We start from the raw sequence: 21,598 nt of genomic DNA, 5'->3' as shown, positions 1-21,598 counted from the left end.
TATACATATGCCATCACCCCAAACGGCATGGAAATGATATTAGCTTACTTCCTAATTAAGGATTTGAAAAACCAGCAATCGAAAATTAGAAATTATTCAAATGGGCAGGGCTGAGGATATGCTTCTTTACTGCAGTAATTGGAATCTACATCATAACTCTTTAATTTACAGTTGTCTGCATCAACTTTTACGTGATAATCGTTCTTTTTCCTCTTCGGATCGCGTCAACACCGTGGAATTTCCCAGTCGCGAACGTTGGAACAAGAGCACAACAAGTGAAACAAACAGAAGCAGATCTATTTGAATTATACAAAGACCCTAACTTAAATCATAAACCTGAACAGTTAGCTAAACGTGGTGGTACCTTCTATTCAGATGCTGCAGGTGAAACCATTGCATCGATCTATGCGAATAAAAATACACACATCGTTGTTTCAACGAAAAATAACGGTGCGGTTCCTGACCTTGCCCCAGATGATGTTGTGGAAGTATCCGCTTATATCGGCGCTGCAGGTGCAAGACCAATTGCTTTTGGTTCTCTTCCAGCGGCAGAAAGAGGCTGGCTGCAGGTAATGAAGAATATGGAACTATGTGTTGAAGAGGCAGCCGTATCTGGTGATTACGGATTAGCGTTGCAAGCATTTACGATAAATCCACTCATTCCTAGTGGTGAAACGGCAAAGCGTGTTCTAGATGAGCTTTTAATTGTACATAAAGAATATCTGCCACAATTTGCTGAAAAAATTGCAGAATTAGTGGCAGCAGGTATTACTGTAAAAGACGAAATAGCTAGAAACTTATCTAAAGAAGAAGTAGTTAATGTCTAATTAAAAGTGGTAGCTTGCTTTTACGAATTTTTGATGCAAGCAGACTGGGAAAAATTCCATGTTGATGTGAATAATATTTTCTGCAAGCTTGTGATACGCCTAACTTTTTAAAAGAAAACTGTTGTAACAAGAAAATATATTCATTTTATAGAAAAACAGCAGACAGAACCAAAATTCTGTCTGCTGTTTCATTCTTTAAACTATTTGTTTCTCTAATTGATTTTTCCACAACGTGCTGGTATCCATAATAAATTAAAGAGCCCTGTACAGTACAGGCTTCTTACCATTGAGAAATCAGCTTAATATTTTTTTTCAACTTTATGGGGGCAAATCACTTTTTTTCATTATTGTAAATTTCCCTCTGCTTAAGAAGCTCGTAAACTTCTGAATCTAATTTCTTGGCGAGTTCAGGATTATAGGTTTTCACATATTCGGGTTCAACCGTTACCTTGCCGCCATAAAACATAACATTCTCTACTTCTTCAATTTCAATTGTAACCACACAAAGCTTCAACGTCTTTTCGAAAATTTCGGATACGGTAGCTCTTCCGCGTACAGAATAGCAGCTTCCATCGCCTATCATTCCAACAATCACAGTAGGATTGCTTTGAATATTAGTAATACTTGATGCTTTATGACCAAGAGCCACCTTTATTTGTGTGCCCTCCGGGTTAGCATTTACCCATGAAACGACACTCAATTGCGGAAGTTTTGTTTCTGCATCCACCGTTATCAACGAAATCATCTTTTCTCCCTGCAAAGAAGAAGTGAGCGCTGGACTCAGACGTTCTAAAGTTTTAGTCATCAGGTTCCACTCCTTCTATTTTAATATTCGACTTTTACTGGAAGACCTAGCTCTAGCTTACCAAAAAGTTCTCCTACCCAATCAAAATTGAAAGCTGTATGCTGTGCTCCGGCATGAATATCCCGCCAAAACTGCTGAAGTGGATGTCTCTCACTTGAAGCAGCAGCACCGCTGCTAGTGTAGATGGTTTCCATGGCTTCTGTACACATTTCCGCACAATAAGCATAATTACAGCGCAAGCGTACCCGTTCCGGATATTCAAGTACCCGTCCGGACTCTACTAGTTCTAAGGATTTATGGAGAAGAGCGTCCGCTGCTTCAATTTTTGCCGCTACCTTTGCCAGACGAATTTGTTGATGGGTTAAGTTTGCGACGGCGCCTCCACCCCTAGCTTTATTTTTCCCAATAACCTGGTCCCGCCAAATTTCATAAGCTCCTTTAGTTGCGCCAAGAATGACGGATAAAAGTGTAACCGGCATAACAGCTGATAATTGGATACGGTAAAGTGGTGCTGTATTAAGATCCATTCCAGGTGAGATTCCATGAAGATTCCATGGTTCTAACTCCATTGTTCGGTATTTTGGAACAAAAACGTCTGTTAACTGCAATAAATTACTGCCAGTTCCTCTCATACCAATGACTTGCCAAACATCAATCACTTTCAGATCGCTTTTAGGAACGAGGAAATACAAGACCTTGGTTTCGTCTCCATCTTCAGATACTGGCGCTGGGGCACTAAGCATGACCCAATCACAGTGATTGATCCCTGATGAGAATCCCCATTTACCGCTTAGTTTATATCCACCATTTACACGGCTGATGGTTGAATCCGGACTTGGATTAATCGATGTGGCAAGACATGCATCAGGATTGTTTTGCCAGACATCTGCTTGTGCCCGATTTGGGAAGAATGCCAGCATCCAGTTGTGCAATAGCAGGAGCGAATAGCACCAGCCTGTGGAAGCATCTCCTTTAGACACTTCTATTGCAGTATCAGCTAATGTCTTCCAATTAAGTTCATGCCCGCCCCAGCGGCTCGGAATTAAGGACCGAACCAAGCCTGATGAAATGAATTCTTGGATTGTTTCAGGTGGCTGATGTCTTAGTTCTTCACCAAGATTTGGCCGCATTCGTAGGGAAGCAGACAATTCTTTTGCACGCTCGACTGCTTCCTCATATGAGAACTTCTTTAATACTTCATTCATATTCTCATTCTCCTCTGGTTTATTTTTCTGTGTTCGGTGTCCCATATGTGTGGAAAGTGGATGGAAGCGGTGTTCCCCATGCTAACCCTTTTTTCCGTTCTTTCGGGGTCCAAGTTACCGTTTCCCAATCCGGTGTATAGATGAGAAAACCGCCCGAGCATACCTCAATTCGATTACCTCCAGGCTCATACACGTATACAAACATCGTTTGGCCTGCAACATGTTTATTAGGAGGTGCTTCAATGAAAATTCCATTATCTAAAAATACATCTGCCGCCCGGAGTACCATTTCGGTACTTTCTACTTTGAATGCAGCATGATGGAAACGCCCTTTTGCGCCAGATTTATCCAGAGAAATAGCAAGATCATATGATTTATTGGTAACATGAAGCCAAGCAGTGGTTTGTTTGCCTTCATCCGTTATCGCCTGCTCACTTAATCTGAAACCGAGGTGATTTCGATAAAAAGTGCTATCCGCATCGACATTGGAGCTGAACAAATTAATATGATCCAGCTGCGTCACGCTTGTACCTCTTGCCGAAAACTTTTGAGGCTGATTTTTCAGACCCGGCTTTAAATGTTCCGGTGTTACAAATTTATCCGCCTCATAAAATACTTCTAATACATGCCCATCCGCATCGTGAAATTGGTAGGAGCGTCCATGGCCGTAATCTCCCTCAGTCCATCCAATTCCGTATCCGCTTTTCTCTAAATCAATAACACGCCGCTCAAGTGCTTGTTGTGAATAGGCCCTTAACCCCACATGACCTAAACCAGCTTGGCCTGCCTCTGTCAGCTTCAAGCTGTAAAGCTGCTGATCCCCCCAGCCGCGGAGAAAAACCGATTGTCCTTCTCGATGGACGATTTCCATTCCGAGTAGGTCACGGAAAAACTCTAGACTCTCGTTTGGCTTAGGGGTTAATAATTCGATATGGGCTAAGTGGGCAATATCTCGTATTGGTTCAAGATTCATAGTCATTCTTTATTCACCTCCACGATGGTTGTCTCAATTGCACCAATCCCAGAAATTTCAACTTTTACTCTGTCACCATCCTGTAAGAACTTGTTCTGTGCTTCCCCTACGCCACCAGGTGTACCTGTAAGAACGATGTCCCCTGGCTCTAAAGTAACGATGCCTGATAAAAACTCAACAAGGTGATTGACATTGAACAAAAGCTGTTCTGTATTAGAAAGTTGTCTTAATTCATCGTTTACTGTTAAAGAAATATCCAGGCTGTGCGGATTTGGAATTTCATCCTTTGTGACCAAAACCGGACCGAGCGGAAGGCTCTTATCGAGTGTTTTGCCTTGCAGCCATTGAATGGTTCGTTTTTGCATATCACGAGCTGTGATATCGTTTGCGACGGTGTAGCCAAATACATAGTCCAAGGCATCCTCATATGGAATGTCTTTTCCTTCTTTCCCAATGACAAATGCTAATTCTGCCTCGTAGTCTAGCTTTTTAGTCAAATTGGAATATAGCGGAAAGGTATCATTGGGACCGGAAATCGCTGTAGCAAATTTAGCAAAAATAACTGGATGAACCGGAAAATCTCGCTTCATTTCAAGAATATGATTCTTGTAATTAAGCCCAACACAGATAATTTTATTCGGCTTTAGTACAGGTGCTCCGATTTGAACATTTTCCTTTTTATAAATTGCCGATGACTTTTCAGCATTTTCAAGAGCATATGTTACGGCCTCTTTCGCAATCTTTAAGGTTAAGTCCCCACCTGCGATAAACTCGATTGGGTTTTCTGGTAATAAAGCGTTTGCAATTTCTACCGCTCTTTTCTGATCGCTCTCGTTTAACAATTCGATGTACGCTTGCTGTGGGTCTACAATCTTATTCTCGTCAACTAGTATGCCAAGTCGTAATGGGTTATTATTTGTGGAATAGGTTAGAAATTTCATGAGATCTCCTCCTTATGTTTAACAACAGTGTGTTTTTCTCTTTAAAACAATGATAAGGCAGATTGATTTCTTTTTGAAATACACATATTGTATTTGAGAAATCACGATTTTCGATAAATTGCCACTTTTTCTTTTCCATTGCTGTATTATTCCTAATTTACTAGTTTCTAAATCTAGACAAAATTGCCTCATGAGTCCTTCATGCGGACAGGATCTTAAAGTTTTCTATCATTCTTGTCCTCATGACGCCTTCATGAAGACAAAACCCTTTGATTTTATTCCCTTCTTGTCCTCATGGGACCAGTATTTGGTTATTTCCATAGGAATTCTACAAAGTTACTGCTGAATTCTACTAATTAGAGAAGCAATTCTACAAATATTAGATTTATTCTACAATTTCAGGCTTCGATTCCACAAAATTGGAATATAATTACCACCTATTGGAATTTATATCTATAATTTCTTGGGGAAACAAAAAAAACACTCCGCCTAAAAGGAGTATTTCGTTCGCTAATATTCATTTTCCAAAAAGATGCCTGCGGAAAAATGCTTCTACTAACTCAAATATTCTCTTTTTACCAGTCTCTATCTGTTCAGACTCGCCAGCTCGAGCCCTGCGTAAGGTAACTTCTAGAGACTCTTCATCAAGATCCTTCTTATTAAAAAAGGCATGCCCCAGTCCTTCAATCAAACAAAGATCTGTCTCATTCCCATTTTTACTGAGTGCACTATATAGCAGCTCACTCTGGTGTACCGGAACCGCTAAATCACACACCCCATGAAGAATAAGAAATGGCGGTACTTTATCATCAATATAAGTGATTGGATTCGCTTCACGGACAAGGTGCGGAACTGTTTGAATGGGTGCTCCCAACAATTGTGACTCAGGTGATTCCGGGTCAGTATGGCGCTGAACGGAATTAAGACGAATGGATTCCGTATCATCAGAAGAAACAGACGTTGAATGATCGTATTCCTCCATCTGCAAGAAATCTGTAGGACCATACCCGTCAACTACTGCTTGTACGTCACTAAAATATTCCCAATTCCCTAACTCCAAACCTTCGAGTCTGCCTGAACCCGTGGTACCGGCCAGTGCCGCTAAATGTCCTCCAGCTGATGAACCCCAAAGACCAATGTGCTTACTATCAAAACCATATTTCTTAGCGACCGCACGAATCCAACGAATGGCCGCCTTTACATCATAAATTTGCGCAGGAAAAATCGCTTCACTGCTTAATCGGTACTCAATACTAGCCATGGCATATCCACGTTCTGCAAATCTAACTTTTAAATCCGGTCCTAGCTTTCTATCCCCAATTCGCCAACCGCCGCCGTGGAGCCAGACAATAACTGGCACTGGCCCCTCGGCTCCGATAGGCAAATAAAGATCGAGAAGTAACGATTTCCCATTTGGTGAGGCAAATTCGAGATCAGTTAAAACCCTTACTTCATAACGTTGACTCATTTTCAATGAACCTCTTCAACTTTTGCTGGTGGTGGACCTGGAGGCTTGCCTAATAATTTTAAATCGAGCTCATGAATACGTTGAATCACTCGGTCAAACCGATATGGTGCCGGCTCACTAGGGAAGATTGGATGTTCATATGAATCTCCAAGAATACGGAAAAAGTCTTCAAAGTCCCCTGGAGTCAATAATCCAAAAAACTTTGTATAGTGGGCATCACAGCGAAAGCGATGAGGTGTATTTGCTGGCACATAGGCAAAATCTCCTGGTAATAGGTGTAATTCTTCGCCATCCACCCATAGTGTCATTTCCCCTTGTAAACACATAAATGTTTCGTTGGTTCTTTCATGAGCGTGCTCACCAATGGCTTGTCCTTTTGGTCCTTCGGAAACGAGTGCAAGAAATTGGCTGTTTGTTGCCTCTTTTATAGTTAGGAGTGTATGAACGGTATCACCGCTAAGAAGATGGACTCCTTCCCCTGATTCCAGTACATACGGTTGAACTTCCTGCGGAATGGTAGAGCCTTTAGCCAATTCTGGTAAGCCAGCAGTTGGATGATTAGTGACCAATTTTATATCAATATCAGCAGGTATTTGGGTAAAAGTATCCTGGTTTAAGAGGTTCATAGAAACTGGCGGACGTTCAAATTTAGTAAATGGCTCTCCTATTAGAGAATATAACTTTGCGACATGACCGTTAATAGTGAAAGAATAGAAGCGAGTTCGATGGCTTTGCATCCGATAGGCATGTACAGTCCCTGCCGGAATACTTATATAGTCACCTGCAGTTAATAAATATAACTGCCCATTAAGTTCTACTTCTAGTCTACCGTCGAGTACAACAATGCCCTCATGAGCTTTTTCATGAACATGTGCCGGGAAACTGTCACCTTTCCCTCCCCATAATTGAACAATCTCCATCATATCACCGGTGCTGTCCGTTGTAGCGACAATGGAGGCAACCTGGGTACCGAAAAGGTATCGCTCTCCCTCTCCGTTTTTAATAAAATATGGTTTCTTTTGGTTAGGTAACTTGCCAACGACCTTTAGAACCATCTAACCACTCCCTATCATACTCATTTAAATGATTAAGCGCTTTCAAAATAACCATAATACGAATAAAGAAAAATGGGAAATATACGTATTCGATTTCTGTAATCCCATTTTCGTATTATTTGTTTGGTGCCGCTTTAATAGATAACTTTTTGAGGTAGACTACTAGTATTTACATACGCTAATTAAAGAATAGTTTCACAATTTCGACAACTTATTATTTATTATGATAAAATAATGGTAACTAAATAACAAGTGAGGATCCTATGGATATACGACAATTACGCTATTTTATTACCGTAGCTGAGCATTTAAATTTTACAAAAGCAGCCAACCAACTCTATGTTGCTCAATCAGCGATCAGCCATCAGATTGCCGATTTGGAAGAACAAGTGGGCGTAAAACTATTTATTCGAAATAAGCGTTCCGTCCAGCTTACCCCTGCTGGTGCTGTCTTTTTAAAGGAAGCCATGGAGATTATAGAAAAAACATCAGGGGCTATTGAAAAAGCAAAACAAACGGATGCGGGAGTCATAGGCAGTTTGTCGATTGGTTTTTTGAGTGTTCATGTACGCAGTTTTTTACCAGAGATTATCAAACAGTTCCGTGCGCTTTATCCGAAAGTTGAATTACATTTAAATCACTATCCTAGTAAAATGCTTAAGGAAGCGTTAGAAGAAGGAGAAATTGACATAGCTTTGACGCAGCCTACTGGATTACATAGAATTGAGGAAATTGAGATTCAAACGGTCGCAAACGAAAGATATTGTATTGTTATGCATGAAAATCACCCTCTTGCTAATCGCAAAACAATCAAGCTTGCTGATCTTGCAAAAGAGCCTTTCATCATTCATAACCGCCATGATTCACCTATAGGTTCCTATGATTTTATCGTCCATTTATGTGAACAAAATGGGCTCACTCCAAGAATTGTCAGTCAACCCCGCTTTGTCGATACTGTTCCAATTCTGGTGGAATCTGAGATAGGCATCTCTATATTGCCTAAAAGTTTTGAAGCTGTATCCAGCCCTTCGCTTCGATTTATCGAAATTGACGGCCTAGAGGGGCATGATTTTGAACTCGTTATGGCGTGGAAGAAAAACAATTTGAATCCGTCTATATCACTGTTTCTAGATGTTCTGCCATAAAATAAAGAAAGCCTGTCAATTGAGACAGGCTTTCTTTATTCCTTTATTATCTTGTAAACGCAGCAGGCACCCCGCCGTCTACTGTTAACATACAACCAGTTGTACGATCAGATTTTGATGAAGCAAAGAATGCAATTGATTCTGCAATATCGCTAGGATAAATGTTTACTAGTAAAGTAGTGCGTTTACGATAGTGTTCTTCTAATTGATCAGGGTGAATACCGTAAGCTGTGGCACGCTCTTCACGCCATCTTGATCCCCAAATCGCTGAACCTTGAAGAACTGCATCTGGAAGAACAGAGTTTACGCGGATGCCAAACTCGCCGCCTTCTGCTGCAATACATCTTGCTAAGTGAGTTTCTAGCGCTTTTACAGAGCTATATGCAGCTGCATTTTTACCGGCATACACAGAGTTTTTAGAACCAATGAATACCATGTTACCGCCAATGCCTTGATCTTTCATTTGCTTGAATGCTTCGCGGGCAACTAAGAAGTATCCTGTTCCTAGTACATTCATGTTTAAGTTCCACTCTTTAAGCGTTGTTTCCTCGAACGGGCTTGATGTTGCTAAACCTGCGTTATTGACAATAATGTCTACGCCGCCAAATGTTAAAGCCGTTTGATCGAATGCAGCTTGAACCTGCTCTTCACTCGTAACATCCATCTTAACAGCAAGCGCACGGTCAGCCCCAAATTGTTCGTTTATCTCAGCAGCTACTTTTTCAGCGCCTTCAAGGTTTAGGTCAGCTAGAACAACTTGAGCTCCTTCCGACACAAGACGGCGTGCCGTTGCACTTCCAATTCCGCCTGCCCCTCCAGTAATAAATGCCACTTTTCTAGAGAATTCTGCCTCAGCTGGAGCAAGAGATAATTTGTATAATTCTAATGGCCAGTATTCTACATTATAGGATTCGTTTGCACTTAAAGAAACAAAATCACCTAGTGTTGTAGCACCCTTCATAACAGCAATTGCACGGTGATATAATGCACCGCTAATTCTTGAGTTCTTAATATCCTTGCCAGTATTAACCATACCAACACCTGGAATTAGAATAACACGCGGTGCCGGTTCAAACATTTTGTCGCCTTCATTTTTATTTTGTTCAAAATATTCTTTGTAAGATTGTTTAAAACTTGCCACTCCTTCTTTCACACTAGCAATCAATGCTTCAACATCTTTTGTTTGTGGATCCCAATTCACATAAAGTGGAACCATTTTTGTATGAACAAGATGGTCCGGACATGCTGCACCGATTTGTGAAAGTTCTGGTGCATTGTAGCTGTTCACAAATTGCAGTACATCTTCACCACGGTCGTAAGTTAAAAGCATTTTCTTCTCATCACTTACCGCGCCGCGGATGACTGGCAATACTTTTGCTAGAATGCTAGTTGCTTCTTCTTCAGAAAGAGATTGATATTTTTGACCGCCAAATACAGAGGCTCCATTAATTCTTTCATTAATAAATTGTTCTGCTTCATTAATAATTTGAATGGTTTTTGCGTATGCTTCCTCAGAAGTTTCTCCCCATGTTACAAGACCGTGTTTTTCCATTAATACTAGTTCTGCATTTGGGTTATTTAATACTCCCTGTGCGATCATTTTTGAAAGAGTGAATCCAGGGCGAATATATGGTACCCAAACAAAACGATTCCCAAAAATCTCTTCAGCTAATTGCTTACCATTGTCTGCGCAGCAAAGGCTAATGATTGCGTCTGGATGTGTGTGGTCCACATGTTTGAAAGGTAAGAATGCATGCAATAATGTTTCAATTGATGCTCTTGGGTGTTTGCTGTCGATCATACAATGTGATAGATATGTTACCATGTCTTCATCTGTCATTTCGTCGCGCTCGAATAATGGACGAATGTCTTCTAAGTTAAGACCCGTAAAATTGTTTGCTTTCATTGTTGCTAAATCCGAACCGCTTCCTTTTACCCACATAACCTCAACATCACGGCCGCGGAAATCCTTTTCAATTGTCTTCATGGAAGTGTTACCGCCGCCATAGTTACATACCGCACGATCTGACCCAATTAAATTGGAACGATATACTAATTCATCTACCCCTTTTGTTACTTGTGAAGCTGTTTCTTGATTCCAAAGATTCTGTACCATCCGAAATCCTCCGTTTATTTTGTTTTTATGTTTGTTATCTTCTGTTTTTATTATAATATATGTTTGTTTATTTTTGAATAGAAAGTTCACAAATCTTTCATTTTTTTTGTTTTTTTATTTTTTCTCAAAGATATAGGTTGCCCACTTAGAGCAGATTGATTTGCTGCCATTGTTACATGATGTGTTTTTAAGGCATCTTGGTAGGTTGATAATATTTTAGAAGTGTCTCCGGTTAGGACAGCATCCAGAAAAATTTGATTCTCTGTGATGTATGGATTTGATTCTTCCTTAAATTCTTCTACTCTATTCCCCTTCACCACTCGTAATAAATCATTATGTAGTTCAATGACCCCTTCATCTGAATATAACTCAAGTCCTACCCTTCCAGAGTTTGGCAGGATACACGTATTGTATATGGTCGCAATGGTCCCATTTTCTAGTTTCATCGTGACACTGCCAACATCGGGCACCGTCGTTCCCTCTACCTTTCCCTGCATGATTTGATTATTAAAAGCAGCATATACTTCGTGTATTTCACCACATAAGTAACGTAATAAGTCCACAATATGTGTCGTCTGTTCGACAAATTGCCCGCCCGATTTATGTACATCTCTCCACCAAGGAACCATCGGCATATTTCCCATCCAATAACCGAGTGCCATCCCAACTTGACTTTCATTCAGCAGTGATAAAGCTCTATTAGTTAAATCCTTATAACGCCAGTGATAACCAACCGATGTAATAAGTCCTGTTTCTGCTATTTTCTTCGCAATTTCATCTGGTGCATCATTCATTGCAAGCGGCTTTTCCACAAAAAATGGGATATTCCTTTCAAGTAAGGCATATTCAATGGCCCCATGAGCATACGGTGGTACACAAATATATACAGCATCTAATTTTTGCTTGTCTAACATCTCTTCCACATTTGCATATGCGGTGGCATTTGACCAATTCCTCGCCTCTTTCTCAGCCTTTTCCATACTGGTGCCGCAAAAAGCTGTAACATCCACTCCATTCATTTCCCCTAAAATACGTGCATGAGTTTTGGAAAACCACCCTGTACCAACAAAACCAACCTTCATAAAAAATCCCCCCTTTTTTAAGTATCCACCCATAAATTAAACGTTTTCATTTCTCTTAGGCAAAAAAGGCAAAGCTCATTCTAAAAATAAAGCTGTCCAGAAAAAATCAATTTTCATGATTTCCTTGAACAGCCTTATTTTTTATCTCATATTATAGGTCATTAATAACAATATAGGTTGCTTTTACCGGTCCATGCACACCCACAACAAGGTTTAATTCAATGTCGGCTGAATTACTTGGTCCAGTTATAAAATTAATGCAGGATGCTACATGGCCTGTTTTTTGATGGATTTCCCTCATCTTTTGCGCTGCTTGTGTCATTCTAGGAACAATGGAACTCTTGGGAATTAAAGCAATATAGGTAGCTGGTAAAAAGCTTACGGTCCGTCCTTTATTCTCATCACTAAATAAAACAACTGTTCCCGATTCAGCCAGTGTGATTTCACTGATTGTTATCCCAACATTAGCCTGCTCTGCTTTAGCAATGTTTTCTTCACCCTTTGTATGGTCCCATTCATGCACGTCAATATTTTGGTTTGGCCATTCTTGCTTCATTAAAGAATCGAGTCCCCACTGGGAAAACCGCTCATCCTTCCATGTGACAACCGGGCCCCCGCCAAAATTAGTGACAACTTCATTAAGGGTGGAGGATAACTCGTTTCTATCAATCGTATAAATTGTTGTATGGATTTTTTTACAATGTTCTTTTAGGACCTCTACTAATTCATCCTGCGAAGCATCTTTCAGCACTTCATCTTGGGGGCGGAAGTTCCAGCTTGGTCTCTCAACCGGTGTAGAAATTCGCGGACGCCCAAGTCTAGTGGCAATTTGATTTAGAAAGGCTTCTCGATTTTGTATAGTTCCTGCCATAATCATTTGCCCCCTTGTTCTCGGTTTTTAAACCAATCTCTGAATCTTTCTTTATTTGGTGCTGGAAACTCGCGAATATCGGTCCAGGCTTTTAATGGTCCAGGTCCTTTTGAAATCTTATCTCCAACTGTAAATGGGGTCATTGCGGCCGGAGCAATTTTGGACCCAATTTTATATAAAGTTGGTGAAGAAGCACCTAAGCCAAATGCCTTCATAGCCAATTTTTCTGAGATCGGTGCTTTTCCTTCTTTTTCTACTATTACTTCACGATGCTTATGAAGAAGATTGTGCAGCGGAATTTTCACTGGACAAACTTCGGTACAAGCCCCACAAAGTGTTGACGCATATGGAAGTTCTTTATAATCATCATAACCGCCTAGTAATGGTGACAAGACCGCTCCAATTGGTCCCGCATAAATAGATCCATAGGAATGTCCCCCGACATGACGATAAACGGGACAAACATTGACACATGCTGCACAACGGATACATTGGAGAACGGATTGGAATTCTCCGCCAAGTATATTAGACCTGCCATTATCCACGATCACTAGGTGGAATTCTTCTGGACCGTCTACATCCAATTCCTCTCTAGGTCCTGTTAGCACTGTGATATAACTTGTTAACTTCTGCCCAACGGCACTTCTAGTTAATAGGGAGACGAGAACTTCCATCTCTTCAAAGGTCGGAACAATCCGCTCCATTCCCATTACGGTAATTTGTGTCTTTGGTAAGGCTGTAACTAAATCAGCATTCCCTTCATTAGTAACAAGACTGAATGATCCTGTCTCGGCAACAGCAAAGTTACAGCCAGTGATTCCAATATCAGCTGTCAAATATTCCTGACGCAAGGTTTCTCTTGCATGCCAAGCCAATTCCTCCGGCTTGGAAGTCTTTGTGTAACCAAGCTTTTCCGTAAATACATCCCTGATTTGCTCTTTATTTTTATGTAAAGCTGGTACGACAATATGGGATGGCGGATCGTGGTCATCCACTTGGAGGATGTATTCCCCAAGGTCAGTTTCAATGACCTCGCAGCCTTCCTGCTCCAACATACCATTTAAGCTGATTTCCTCAGTTACCATTGATTTTGATTTAACTATTTTTTTTGCATTTTTTTGATGAACGATGCCACGAATATATTCATTGGCTTCTTCCTTTGTTTGGGCAAAAAATACATGCCCGCCCCGTTTTGCCACATTTTCGCTTAATTGCTCTAAATAATAATCCAGGTGTTCTAAAACATGCTGACGGATTTCTTCCCCATGTGAGCGCCAGTCTTCCCAATTTCCAAGTTCTTCAGCAGCAACACGTCTTTTTACACCCATACCGTCTTGCGCACTGGCCACTGCCCCGCGCATAAAGGAATCGTGAATCCCATTATCAACGCGTTCCTTAAATTGCTGGTCACTGATTTTCATTGCCATCTATTTTTCCCCCATTCCAAGCAATTTCGTAGTTGGTCATCAAAAAATCTTTTAGTGGCTATTTAATACTTCCGCAATATGCAGCACCTTAATCGGCTTTCCTTTGCGATCAATCCGTCCGCCGATATTCATCAAACAGCCTGCATCCGCACCAATTAAATAATCTGCCTCTGTTTCTTCCACATGGCAAACCTTTTCATCAACCATTTGCTCAGAAATTTGCGTCATTTTAACAGAGAAGGTTCCTCCGAATCCACAGCATTGTTCTTTTCCTGGTAATTCGGTAAACTCTAATCCTTTGACATTATTTAATAGAATCATTGGTGCTCTTTTAACACCTAGTAGTCTTGTCATATGGCAAGAGGTATGATAGGTAGCTTTCCCCTCAAATTTCGCCCCAACATCTTCAACCTTTAACACATCTACAATGAATTGAGTCAGTTCGTATGTTTTAGCTGCCAGTTTTTTGGCCTTTGGTTCCCAAACAGGATCTCCTTTAAAGATATGAGGATATTCGTGGAACATAAACGCACATGAGCCGGATGGACACACCACATATTCAGCATGCTGAAAAGTGTCAATCATTCGCTTCATAGCCTCTTTAGATTCTTTTGTATAACCACTATTATAAGCTGGCTGACCGCAGCATACTTGGGATTCCGGAAATTCAATCTCACAGCCTAGTCTCTCAAGCAGTTCAACAGTAGCTTTCCCTACATTACTCTGGAACATATCTACAAGGCATGTTGCAAACAAGCTTACCTTCATTATTTCTCATCCCTTCAAATGGAGCTAAAAAACCTGATGAAATTGGTTTTTTTGTTTTTATTTATTTTTGTTTTAATTATATTACATGTTTGTTTGTTTTTGAATAGTTATCTGCTAATAAAAAAATAAATCGACAGATGCATAGCAACTCTCGATTATTTGATAACCTCTAATTTTCCGTTTTGCTCCTCAACTAGTAAAAAAATGGGGCGCTCGTTCGGAGTTTGATTTGGCGCATGAATGGTCAGCATTAATTCATTTTTGAATGTTTTAAATAACATACCGTGCCCCCCGTCTTCATCCATTAATGGCTGCTCTTCGTGAATCCAAGGCCCATCAATTGTTCCTGTTAATGACCGGGCTATCCCAACAGCATAACCACTTGCACTCCTACTTGACCATATCATTAATAAACCGCCATTTTGTGTTTGATAGATAAATGGACCATCTGTCACATAATCTGTATCTCCCCGAACAGGAATGGTCCACTTTGCATCAGAAGCCTTAATCAAAACAATGGGGTCCCCGATTGCCGATTTAAAATCTAAGGCTAATCGAACAGCACAAATTTCTCCGTCGTGGACCTGTAACCACTCGTGACAAAAGATAAGCCAAGGATTTTTATGTTCATCAATAAATAAAGTTCCGTCTAGACATTCCCAATCTCGTGGTGTTACAGGCTCCTCTGTTAACGGATGAAATGGACCTAATGGGTCGTTCGATGTTAAGATTTGGGTTCCACGGCACTTTCCGTCAGCTTTAAAACTGGCAAACATATAATATCGATCATTATGATAAAAAACCTCCGGTGCCCAGAAATGTTGGTCCGCCCAGAATTCAGCGTCTGGTCGAAACACTTGATAAGGTCCCTCCCAGTTTTTTAAATCACTGCTTTTATAAGCATCGAAACCTGTCGAAGGCCCATTCCAAACATTTTCATCCGTAGTGCCATACAAATAATAAGTGTTAGAGTCCCTGTCTGATAGAATAAAAGGATCCCTAATGCGGATATCATCCTTTGTTAACAAATGCCTTTCCTCCCTTTGAAGATAATAATTTAATTGTTTACTAGTTTTCTAAAATCCCTGTTTCCTCAACCATAATTCACATAGTCTAGGCCATTCTCTAGCCTCGAGATGTTCTTCCGCCAAACCTAACCCGTGCCTGCCACTTTCGAAGATATGAAGGTCAAAGGGAACTTTATGACGGCCTAATCCGGCGACAAATTTTAAACTATTTTCAACAGGAACAGAGGCATCATCAGCTGTATGCCATAAAAATGCCGGCGGTGTTTGCTCTGTAATTTGATTTTCATTGGATAATAGTTCCACTAACTCGGCTTCTGGTTTTTCACCTAATAAATTTAATCGGCTTCCTTCGTGCGTATATTCTCCCATCGAGATTACAGGATAACAAAGTACCATCAAATCAGGACGGCTGCTACACCGTTCGATAGGGTCTTCTGCAACTGGGTTTCCAAAATCATAATGAGTCCCCGCACTTGATGCAAGATGGCCACCAGCTGAAAACCCAAGAATTCCTATACGATTGGGATCTAGATTCCAATCTGCGGAATGATATCGAACCATTCGAATTGCTCGCTTCGCATCATTTAATGGAACAGGGTGTTTAAAAGGCGCAACCCGATAGTTGAGAACCACCGCTGAAACTCCAATTGAATTTAGCCATTCTGCAATCGGGTATGCCTCATGTTCTGCTCTTCTTGCATAACCTCCACCTGCCACAACGATCATAACAGGATAGGGTCCAGGTCCTTCAAGCAAATATGGCTGAATGCTTGGAGCACTTTCATTTGGTCCATTTTCTTCTAACTTTACATTATCCCAAAGTAATATTATTTCTGTCATTCTTTCACCTTCCCACATTAAAATTAAGTTTAAAAACCATATGTAACCATACGTTCTTTAAAATGAATTGAAATGGGAGAGAAAGCCTATTTAATGCTGTCTCTCCCACTTTTTGAATTATTTTAGAGTTAACTCAGCCTTCGCATTAAAGCTGTCCCCGTCTTGTAAGAACCCGGTAATAGTAATTTGAACAGTTCCAGTGTATCCTTTTAGAGCTTCTGAAACTTGTTTTTTATCAAATTTAACCATTAACTTATTGGTTTTCTTTCCATTGACAGACGGATGAGATTCAGCAAAGATCGTTTTACCATTAACAACCATTTTTACAGTAGCAGAATTGATATCTGCCACTTCATGTTCCTTATTCAATTCAATATTAACAGTCAATGGAACATTGCCGTTTGTCTGTTTCGTATCAATTGAATTCGGATTGACATCAACATTAGCAGTAATTACTTTATTCAAGTACATGCTAGGCACTGGAGGGGCAGCCATATCATTTCCTAAGAAGTAACTAGTATGCGGCGGCTGATTATAGCCCACATTTTGCCAAGCAATACCAGAACGGTAAACAGGGTCATGCATGAGTGTCCGGATACGTTGTTCGGTCACATCTGTTGTTGTGTAGATACGTAGTGCACTGCTATCTTCCGTTCTCCAAATGACTTCTTCTCGCCAATCACCTAATAAATCTACCTGTAAGCTTGGGTTTCCTTTTGTTCCATTGTTTGAGAAGGTCCCATTCGCTGTTAGAATATTGACTAGTTTGTTATTTTGATAGTCCCACTTTCCAATCATTCCTACCCCAACCTGATTGGTTTCATCAAAATTCCCATGATCTAGTACTTCACGCTGGAGGTCACCATCCCACCATATCGCAAAGTTAGCTCCTGGAATAGTTGTGGAAATTTTTTCACCTTTTGCAGTGAATAAACCACCGGTAGTATCATTCCATGCGCCGCCAACGGCCCATGATTCCTCCCCTGGGTACCTTGGATCAATATCCGCAGACAATCCTCTCCCAGTATCTCTTCCGGTATATTCACCCCAAATGGCTTCTCCTGTTTCCGCATCACGGAATTCAATTCCGTACTTGGCATCTGTATGCTCATGTACCGCAAAAAATTCTAAGCCTGGTCGGGTAGGATCTAAATCCCCTAGATGTTCGGCATCTCCATGGCCTAGTCCAGTGGTATAGAGCCCGGTTCCATTATCATCAATAGCTGCTGCACCATAGATAATTTCATCTTTGCCATCCTGGTCAACATCAGCCACACTTAAATTGTGATATCCTTGACCCGCATAACCCTCATTCCCTGATTTGTTACTATCAAACGTCCACACTTTCGTTAATTTCCCATCACGCCAATTATAAGCTGCTATGACGGCTCTTGTGTAATAGCCTCGTGCCATAATTAGGCTTGGTCTTTCCCCATCCAGATAGGCAATACCAGCTAAAAAGCGGTCTACACGATTACCGTAGCTATCTCCCCAATCAGCGACATTGCCTCTTGGTGGATCATAATCGACGGTTGTTAGGGCTTTCCCTGTTAAGCCATCGAATATAGTTAAAAATTCTGGCCCGCTTAAAATATAGCCGCTTGAATTCCGGTAATCCGCATTGGCATCACCAATTACAGTTCCTTGGCCATCAACGGTTCCATCCGCCGTTTTGATCGCAACTTCTGCTTTACCGTCTCCATCTAAATCATAAACCATCATTTGTGTATAATGGGCCCCGGAACGAATATTTTTGCCTAAATCGATCCGCCACAGTCTTGTGCCATCAAACTTATAGGCATCAACATACGTATTTCCAGTATAGCCTGATTGAGAATTATCCTTTGCATTGCTTGGATACCATTTTAGGATGATTTCGTATTGACCATCTCCATCCACATCCCCTACACTTGCATCGTTGGCACTGTATGTATAGGATTTTCCATCAGGCGTAGTTCCCCCTTGTGGTTTCTGGATTGGGAGGTCGTAATAATTCTGTCCCCATACGGTTGCTGCAGCTTCTGCGAGCGGTTCTTCGTTCCCATTAAATACCGCACGGATATCATATTTGGAATCCTTTGTTCCATTTTTGTCTAAAAAGTTTGTGCTCGATGTAATAGGCTCTTTATTAACCTTTTGGCCGTCTCGATAAACGTTAAAGGCAACACCTTCTGGATCTGTCCCTAACATACGCCAGCCCACATAAACACCATTCTCCACCTTAACAGCAACTAAACCTCGATCGAGATTTTCCATTTGACGTTGGAGTACTTTCGTTATGGGTGTCTCAATGGAATTTGAAGGATCCGAAATACCTCCTAAACTAACAGCCGAAACCCTATAATAGTAGTGTCTTGTTGGTGAAATAGACTGGTCAGTAAATTCACCATTATTTGAGATGCCGACTCTTTCAAATGGTCCTTGTGATGATTTTGCCCGATACACATAATACATCAAAGCATCCTCGGCACCCTTCCATGTAAAGGATATAGATTTATCGGTTGAATTAACAAGTGTAAGACTAGTTGGAGATTCAGGTAATGCCTTTGTTTCATCCACTAAAGCAACATTAATAGGTGTGCTTTTTCCAGACTCGATGCCACTCTCATTTACTTGGGAAACTGTATATTCATATTTAAACCCCAGCTGAACCGTTTCATCGATAAATTCGGGCGTACTTGAGCTTCCTACCTTCGTCGGTGATGCGTCTCCATCTGCTTTACGATAAATATTGTAACTTTCGGCCCCATTTAATTGATCCCATTTTAAGGAGACAGACGTATCCGGATACAGTTTCTTTTCAGTTAATGTTAAACCTGTAGGAGTAGTCATAGGGAAAATTTCAATGGCATTGACCCGGCCATCTCCGCTAAATGCAAAATTCATTTGTCCATCCTGGACTGGAATCATTTCATCTTTTTCTGAAAATTTCCCACTGCTAGTTGAAATGGTACCGAGTGCTTTTCCCTCTATCGAAAGATTCGTTTTATTAGATGCGATGGAGTCGCCCGCTGTAACTTTTACGTAATATTCACCATTTGGAACATCCACCGAAAATCCATAATTACTATTAATAACAAAATCTCTTAAAAGATCATCCGGAGTTCCACGATCGCGATAATCGACTCCCTTGTTTAGTCCATATCCTTTTTCACTGCTATAAATCATTGTGTTAGCTACTTGTGTATATCCTTTAGCAACAGGACTAGTACTGGAACCAAAGTCAAATTTGAGACTAGTCAACTCGGCTGCATGGGTTTGTTTTGGGGTAACCATTCCAATTCCAGAGAACATCGATAAGACCATAGCCGAACTTACGACAACCGGTAATTTTTTCTTTGAGAATTTTTTAATCACAATTTTCCTCCTAGTAAAGAATAGAATAATAGCGAAATTCTTTATGAGAAGATTCTTGGATGCCGTCCTAATCCCCCTTTCATACAGTTTATATAAAAAATCGGGCAGCCGTTTAGGGAACCCGCTTTCTATATACTTTGTTCCTGTAAGTAAACCTCATGCTTACGTTGAATTTTGTTAAATGCGTTACATGCCGGTTTCATGAATAACATTGCTAATAAATTTCCGCTAAATAAGATACAGATAGGCGGTACATAGGATAGAACAAAACAGATTCCAAAACTTCCTATCAGCATATATAAAGTGGATAAAGGATTCATGATCATAACAAAAAATGAATTCTTGATTACATCCGTTAGTTTCATCTCATAATGGACAAAAATCGGAATGAGGTAAAATAGCGTACATACAAAAATAAACGTGATGATGAATAATGGTATATAGAGAAATGTAGCCATATTTTTTGCTGCGTTTTGGATGAATAACAGATCTGCATATAACACCAATCCTGCAGCGACAATAAACACACCGAGAAGATTACTTTTTACAAATTCCTTTTTAATAGAAGCCCAGTAGGTTTTAACAATGGAAACCTCCTCTTCGCCTATCATCCATTTTCGCACAACCGCAAACATCGCCACAGTCGAAGGAAAAAAGCCGAAAACACCCAGACCAAGAATAGTTGAAGCAATCCATAATAGATTTAGTAAAGCTAGTTTCGAGATCCAATCCATCAGTTTATAAATACCGCCCAAAATACTCGAAGTTTCCATACCCATCCTCCTTCTGATTTTTTTAAAAGTTGATCAAGCCCTGCCACTCCCGTATTAAGGAGTGGCACGAATCATCAACCTTTTAATCCGCTTGTACTGATTCCCTCTACTACAAATCTTTGGAAGGTAAAGAAAATAACAAAGACAGGAACCAAGGTCACTACGGACATGGCAAACATGGCACCCCAGTTAGAAACGGTTTCATTACTTAAGAACATATTTAACGCCATTGAAACGGTATATTTGGCCGGGCTGTTTAAGTATAAAACCGGTCCTAGTAAGGAATCCCAAGTCCAATAGAAAGAGAAAATCGCCGCAGTTGCCAACGCCGGTTTAATTAATGGCAAAATGATTTTATAGAAAATATTAAAGGTATTACACCCATCAATCGTTGCAGCTTCATCCAATTCTCTTGGAATCGTGCGGATAAATTGAACTAGTAAGAAAATAAAGAATGGATGTCCAAAGTACGCTGGTATTGCAATCGGCTTAATCGAATTTAGCCATCCAAGTTTTGAAAAGATGATATATTGAGGAACCATGACAACCTCATATGGCAGCATTAATGTTACCATCATAAGTCCAAACCAGAGTGCTTTCCCTTTAAATTCTAATCTTGCAAACCCAAAGGCAATTAAGGACGATGAAATAACTTGACCAATTAAGGTTACGACAACCAGAACCGCAGTATTCTTTATAAACACTCCGAAGGAATTACCGCCAATCCCCTTCCAGCCTTCAGCAAAGTTATCTAAAATAAATGGATCAGGTATTAGTGATTTGGCTGTTACGAAGATGGCATTACTTTCTTTAAACGAACTCATCAGAAGCCAAATAACCGGATAAAGCATTAGGACGGCAAATCCACCTACAAGGATATGATAAGTCCACCATTTTACTGATTTTATCCGCATACG

17 protein-coding genes and 1 pseudogene are annotated in these 21,598 nt (G+C 40.5%); 2 read left to right on the top strand and 16 right to left on the bottom strand.

What is annotated here, in order from left to right:
- Positions 1-251: 251 nt before the first annotated feature.
- Positions 252-827 (top strand): annotated as a pseudogene (locus M3226_RS08660) (6-phospho-beta-glucosidase); the annotation flags it as partial.
- 331 nt (positions 828-1,158) lie between these two features.
- Here M3226_RS08660 and M3226_RS08655 read toward each other — a convergent pair.
- The 6 genes from M3226_RS08655 to M3226_RS08630 form a co-directional block, all read right to left on the bottom strand.
- The gene (locus M3226_RS08655) at positions 1,159-1,632 is read right to left on the bottom strand and encodes a pyridoxamine 5'-phosphate oxidase (RefSeq protein ID WP_251564392.1); all 474 of its coding nucleotides are present in this window, start codon (positions 1,630-1,632) and stop codon (positions 1,159-1,161) included.
- Between the two features lie 20 nt (positions 1,633-1,652).
- Positions 1,653-2,837, bottom strand: coding sequence for an acyl-CoA dehydrogenase family protein (locus M3226_RS08650; protein ID WP_251564390.1), 1,185 nt, complete (start codon positions 2,835-2,837; stop codon positions 1,653-1,655).
- Between the two features lie 19 nt (positions 2,838-2,856).
- Positions 2,857-3,816 carry a VOC family protein gene (locus M3226_RS08645; RefSeq protein WP_251564388.1) on the bottom strand — a complete coding sequence of 320 codons (960 nt, stop codon included), beginning with the start codon at positions 3,814-3,816 and terminating at the stop codon, positions 2,857-2,859.
- Positions 3,813-4,751: a fumarylacetoacetate hydrolase family protein gene (locus tag M3226_RS08640; RefSeq protein WP_251564386.1), complete on the bottom strand. Its 939-nt coding sequence runs from the start codon at positions 4,749-4,751 to the stop codon at positions 3,813-3,815. The genes M3226_RS08645 and M3226_RS08640 overlap by 4 nt, the downstream gene beginning before the upstream one ends.
- A 517-nt stretch (positions 4,752-5,268) precedes the next feature.
- Positions 5,269-6,219, bottom strand: a complete 951-nt coding sequence (locus tag M3226_RS08635; RefSeq protein ID WP_251564384.1) for an alpha/beta hydrolase — start codon at positions 6,217-6,219, stop codon at positions 5,269-5,271.
- A gap of 2 nt (positions 6,220-6,221) precedes the next feature.
- Entirely contained in the window at positions 6,222-7,274 is a 1,053-nt protein-coding gene (locus tag M3226_RS08630) for a quercetin 2,3-dioxygenase (RefSeq protein ID WP_251564383.1), read from the bottom strand.
- A gap of 263 nt (positions 7,275-7,537) precedes the next feature.
- Here M3226_RS08630 and M3226_RS08625 point away from each other — a divergent pair, with 263 nt between their 5' ends.
- On the top strand, positions 7,538-8,419 hold the full coding sequence (locus tag M3226_RS08625) for a LysR family transcriptional regulator (protein WP_251564381.1): 882 nt from the start codon (positions 7,538-7,540) through the stop codon (positions 8,417-8,419).
- A 46-nt stretch (positions 8,420-8,465) separates the two neighbouring features.
- Here the strand turns inward: M3226_RS08625 and M3226_RS08620 are convergent, their stop codons facing one another.
- The 10 genes from M3226_RS08620 to M3226_RS08575 all read right to left on the bottom strand — a co-directional run bounded on the left by M3226_RS08620 (position 8,466) and on the right by M3226_RS08575 (position 21,595).
- On the bottom strand, positions 8,466-10,535 hold the full coding sequence (locus M3226_RS08620) for a bifunctional aldolase/short-chain dehydrogenase (protein ID WP_251564379.1): 2,070 nt from the start codon (positions 10,533-10,535) through the stop codon (positions 8,466-8,468).
- An 86-nt stretch (positions 10,536-10,621) separates the two neighbouring features.
- Positions 10,622-11,617, bottom strand: coding sequence for a Gfo/Idh/MocA family protein (locus tag M3226_RS08615; RefSeq protein ID WP_251564377.1), 996 nt, complete (start codon positions 11,615-11,617; stop codon positions 10,622-10,624).
- A gap of 151 nt (positions 11,618-11,768) precedes the next feature.
- On the bottom strand, positions 11,769-12,488 hold the full coding sequence (locus tag M3226_RS08610) for a LutC/YkgG family protein (RefSeq protein ID WP_285857770.1): 720 nt from the start codon (positions 12,486-12,488) through the stop codon (positions 11,769-11,771).
- Positions 12,489-12,490: 2 nt separating this feature from the next.
- Positions 12,491-13,915: a LutB/LldF family L-lactate oxidation iron-sulfur protein gene (locus tag M3226_RS08605; RefSeq protein ID WP_251564375.1), complete on the bottom strand. Its 1,425-nt coding sequence runs from the start codon at positions 13,913-13,915 to the stop codon at positions 12,491-12,493.
- A gap of 51 nt (positions 13,916-13,966) precedes the next feature.
- A complete protein-coding gene (locus M3226_RS08600) occupies positions 13,967-14,683 on the bottom strand; it encodes a (Fe-S)-binding protein (RefSeq protein ID WP_251564373.1) in 717 nt (238 codons plus the stop codon).
- A gap of 155 nt (positions 14,684-14,838) precedes the next feature.
- Positions 14,839-15,711, bottom strand: a complete 873-nt coding sequence (locus M3226_RS08595) for a glycoside hydrolase family 43 protein (RefSeq protein WP_251564371.1) — start codon at positions 15,709-15,711, stop codon at positions 14,839-14,841.
- A 48-nt stretch (positions 15,712-15,759) separates the two neighbouring features.
- Positions 15,760-16,551, bottom strand: a complete 792-nt coding sequence (locus M3226_RS08590) for an alpha/beta hydrolase (protein WP_251564370.1) — start codon at positions 16,549-16,551, stop codon at positions 15,760-15,762.
- Between the two features lie 117 nt (positions 16,552-16,668).
- Positions 16,669-19,857, bottom strand: a complete 3,189-nt coding sequence (locus M3226_RS32205; protein WP_285857784.1) for a rhamnogalacturonan lyase family protein — start codon at positions 19,855-19,857, stop codon at positions 16,669-16,671.
- Positions 19,858-20,036: 179 nt separating this feature from the next.
- A complete protein-coding gene (locus tag M3226_RS08580; RefSeq protein ID WP_251564368.1) occupies positions 20,037-20,681 on the bottom strand; it encodes a YesL family protein in 645 nt (214 codons plus the stop codon).
- Between the two features lie 74 nt (positions 20,682-20,755).
- Positions 20,756-21,595 carry a carbohydrate ABC transporter permease gene (locus M3226_RS08575; protein WP_251564365.1) on the bottom strand — a complete coding sequence of 280 codons (840 nt, stop codon included), beginning with the start codon at positions 21,593-21,595 and terminating at the stop codon, positions 20,756-20,758.
- Positions 21,596-21,598 lie beyond the last annotated feature (3 nt).

It is taken from the genome of Neobacillus cucumis (assembly GCF_023715505.1).
The sequence above is the reverse complement of the archived record's forward strand: the minus strand, read 5'-3'. Positions and strand labels throughout refer to the sequence as shown.